This is a genomic window from Microbacterium sp. Leaf351 (assembly GCF_001423825.1).
GTDB classification, from domain to species: Bacteria; Actinomycetota; Actinomycetes; order Actinomycetales; family Microbacteriaceae; genus Microbacterium; species Microbacterium ginsengisoli.
On the sequence record NZ_LMPK01000036.1, the window covers coordinates 108,846 to 111,745 of the forward strand.

General features: G+C 69.8%; 3 protein-coding genes and 1 pseudogene. All 4 read right to left on the minus strand.

All coding sequences use genetic code 11. The features are described 5' to 3' along the window. Positions 1-603 (minus strand): YhjD/YihY/BrkB family envelope integrity protein (locus tag ASG00_RS18505; protein WP_235559574.1); only part of this gene is annotated, 603 nt, incomplete at its 3' end. 33 nt (positions 604-636) lie between these two features. After that, complete coding sequence (locus ASG00_RS12465; RefSeq protein WP_056209981.1) at positions 637-2,298, minus strand: cellulase family glycosylhydrolase; 1,662 nt, start codon at positions 2,296-2,298, stop codon at positions 637-639. A gap of 73 nt (positions 2,299-2,371) precedes the next feature. Next, positions 2,372-2,668 carry a DUF1905 domain-containing protein gene (locus ASG00_RS12470; protein ID WP_056209983.1) on the minus strand — a complete coding sequence of 99 codons (297 nt, stop codon included), beginning with the start codon at positions 2,666-2,668 and terminating at the stop codon, positions 2,372-2,374. Positions 2,669-2,677: 9 nt separating this feature from the next. Continuing rightward, a pseudogene (locus ASG00_RS18510) lies at positions 2,678-2,900 on the minus strand (hypothetical protein); the annotation flags it as partial.

A 2,900-nucleotide genomic window follows, 5' to 3' on the forward strand; every position in this document is an offset into this window, starting at 1 on the left:
CACGACCGAGACGACCCGGGTCATCACGCCCGCCTCCACGCCGTCGTCCTGCAGGGACAGGAGTCCGAGAACCAGGCCCACGGCGGCGGTGCCGAAGAACGTGGCCGCCGCCGACACGATCAGCAGCACTCCGATCCCCACGGCGACGCCGAGGTTGCGCAGCTGCACCCAGAGGAAGAACGTGTCGTCATGCCCGGCATCGGCGAGCTCACGGAAGGCGGCGCGCATCGATCCGATGGCGCCGGTCGACGCACCGATCAGACCGACGATCGAGATGATGCTGGCGATCGTCAGGCCGGTCGGCGCTGGGATCGCATCGAGTGAGACGATGCCGCCGTCGCCGACGAGGCCGGGGACGGCCGCGTCGACGGCACGCACGAGCGCGGCGAGCGCGTCAGGGTTGCCCCGCAACCACAGCAGGGCGACGGAGAACCCCAGAAGCACGGCCGCGAAGAGACTGAACAGCGCGCGGTACGTGATGCTGTCGGCGAGCAACGGCCCGCGCTTCTGGCTGTAGAGCAGGAACGCCCGCACCAGCGTGCGGCGCAGCATCCAGGACGTCACACGCCCGATGAGCGAGGCATCGGTCGGGGTCTCGGGCATGCCCTCAGGCTAGCGATGACCGCTTCGGCGAGGTCAGTTCGCGGTCACTGTCAGCGCCGGGTTGGCCGGCGCGGATGTCGCGGCCACCTGCAGCCCCACCCAGACGCTCTGGCCGACGCTGAGGGGGCCGGCCCAGTCCTTACCGGTGCAGGTGATCGTGGTTCCGGCGAGGGTGCACCCCATCCCCCAGGCGCTCACGATCTGGGTGGCACTCGGCGAGGACCACGAGATCGACCAGCCGTGCACGGCGCTGGAGGCGGTCACGACGAAGTTCGCGACATAGCCGGCCTGCCAGGCACTCTGCAGCTGCCAGGCGGTCGTCACGGTTCCGGATGTCACCGGCTTCGGTGCCGATGGCGACGGCGTCGCCACGGGCGGGGCGGACACGGTCGGCGACGGAGCGGGGCTCGCCGCGGGCGGCGATGACGGGGCCGTCGTCGCAATCGGGGAGGGCGCTGGCGTCGCGGTCGGCGTCGGGACCGGCGACGGCGACGTCGACGGTGAGGCCGACGGCGAGAGCGGTGCCGGGGACGGCGGTGTGACGGGGCTCAGGATGGGCGCGAGCGCCGCGAGCTTGGCGGCCTCCGGAGTCGTCCAGTCATCCGCGACGAGACCCCCGGTGTCACCGGAGTTCGGGTTGAACGACCAATACCCGTAGCTAAGTCCGTTCGCGCGGATGTAGGACACGATCGACGCGAGCCACTGCTGGTCGCTCGTCGTCTGCAGCAGAGTGCCGAACTCGCCGACGAACACCGGCGCGATGTTCTGCTTCTGGAGGTAGCCCCAGTTCGCGTCCCAGACGCCGGGCAGGTTGGCGGGATAGTTCCCCGCACCGAACCAGGACTGGTTGTAGACCGACGCGGGGTAGTCGTGGGGCGAGTAGACGACGCGGTTCGCCACCGTCAGAACGACGGGCTTCTTCGCGACATCCTTGAGACCCCCGCCCCACCACGTGGTGGACCCGTCGGCCTGCGTGCTGACGCCTTCGACGATGATCAGCAGGTTGGGGTTCGCGGCGAGCACCGCGTTGCCTGCGCGGGTCGCCGCGGCCTGCCAGTCGGTGGCGGCGTTCCCGCAGCCCCAGCACGACGGGTCGTGCGGCTCGTTGTGAAGGTCGGCGCCGATCACGGTGGGGTCGTTCCGGTATCGGTTCGCGAGCATCGTCCAGTCCGCGATCCACTTCTGCTCGCTGTACTGCGACGTGTACCAGAGCGCCGATTGGGAACCGGAGTCGGGACGATGGCGATCGAGGATCACGTGGAGCCCATAGGCCTTGGCGCGCGCGATCACGACATCCATCAGTTGGAGCGGGGTGAGCGAGACCAGAGTCGGGTTGAGATTCTGGTTGATGGACGTCGTCGAGGATGCCGCGAGGCATTCGTTGGAGAACGGCAGTCTGATCGTGTTGAAGCCCATGCTCGCGATCTCGCGCATGCCCTGGTCGAGGGAGATCGACCACAACCCGTGCGGAGCGCAGTTCGAGGTCTCCATCCCGAACCAGTTGACCGCCTTGATCGTGTACACCGAGTTGTCCGATGCCAGGATCTTGGACCCCGAGGTGTGGAGCCAGCCGGAGGGCGCTGCCGCCTGGGCGCTCAGCGGGGCGACAAGACCCACGGTGAGCGCGACCACCGCGGCGGCCAGCATGCCGATCACGCGCGCGCGGAAGCGGCGCTCTGAGCTGGCGACGGCCATCGTGACCCCTCGACGATACGGCGGCGGTGAATCGCGCCCACGGCGCGATGGCATCAGTGTACGGTGCGCGGGTTCAGATCCCGACCGTCTCGATGCTCACCGTCACCCGGTCTCCGACTCCGAGTCCGTACCGCTGCCGCACGGCCTTCTTCAGCGGCAGGACGAAGCGGCCCCGCGCGGTCTCCGGGAAGATCGAGGTGCGCCAGACGGATGCCGCGAGCCGGACCTCGACCGGCACCGAACCGAAGCCCGCACGAGGCCCGGGCAGCTCGTGCAGGGCCTCGCTGATCTCATCGGGCACGGCGACGAAGCACCACAGCTCGGCGCGGGCCTCCCAACGCCAGATGTCGGCGGTGAACTCGACCTGCATGCGGCCAGCCTAGGCGGGGTGGGAGCCGGCCGTGGGCTCGCCGGGCGGGTCCGCGTACGGCGACGAGAGCGGGTCTACGAGGCTCGACACCTGGCGCCGTGCCGCCCGGAAGCGCCCGTCGGGCCAGCTCGCCGCGAACGTCTCGACGACCCGCCACACCCGGCGGAGGAGTCCGCCGACGTGTACAAGCGGCCTCGCCGACACGGGCATCGTGAGGGTGCGGTCCCATCGC

Bases quoted from the DNA above. Each gene is read 5' to 3' on its own strand.
- ASG00_RS12465 (WP_056209981.1), bottom strand. From the start codon at position 2,298: ATGGCCGTCGCCAGCTCAGAGCGCCGCTTCCGCGCGCGCGTGATCGGC.
- ASG00_RS12470 (WP_056209983.1), bottom strand. From the start codon at position 2,668: ATGCAGGTCGAGTTCACCGCCGACATCTGGCGTTGGGAGGCCCGCGCC.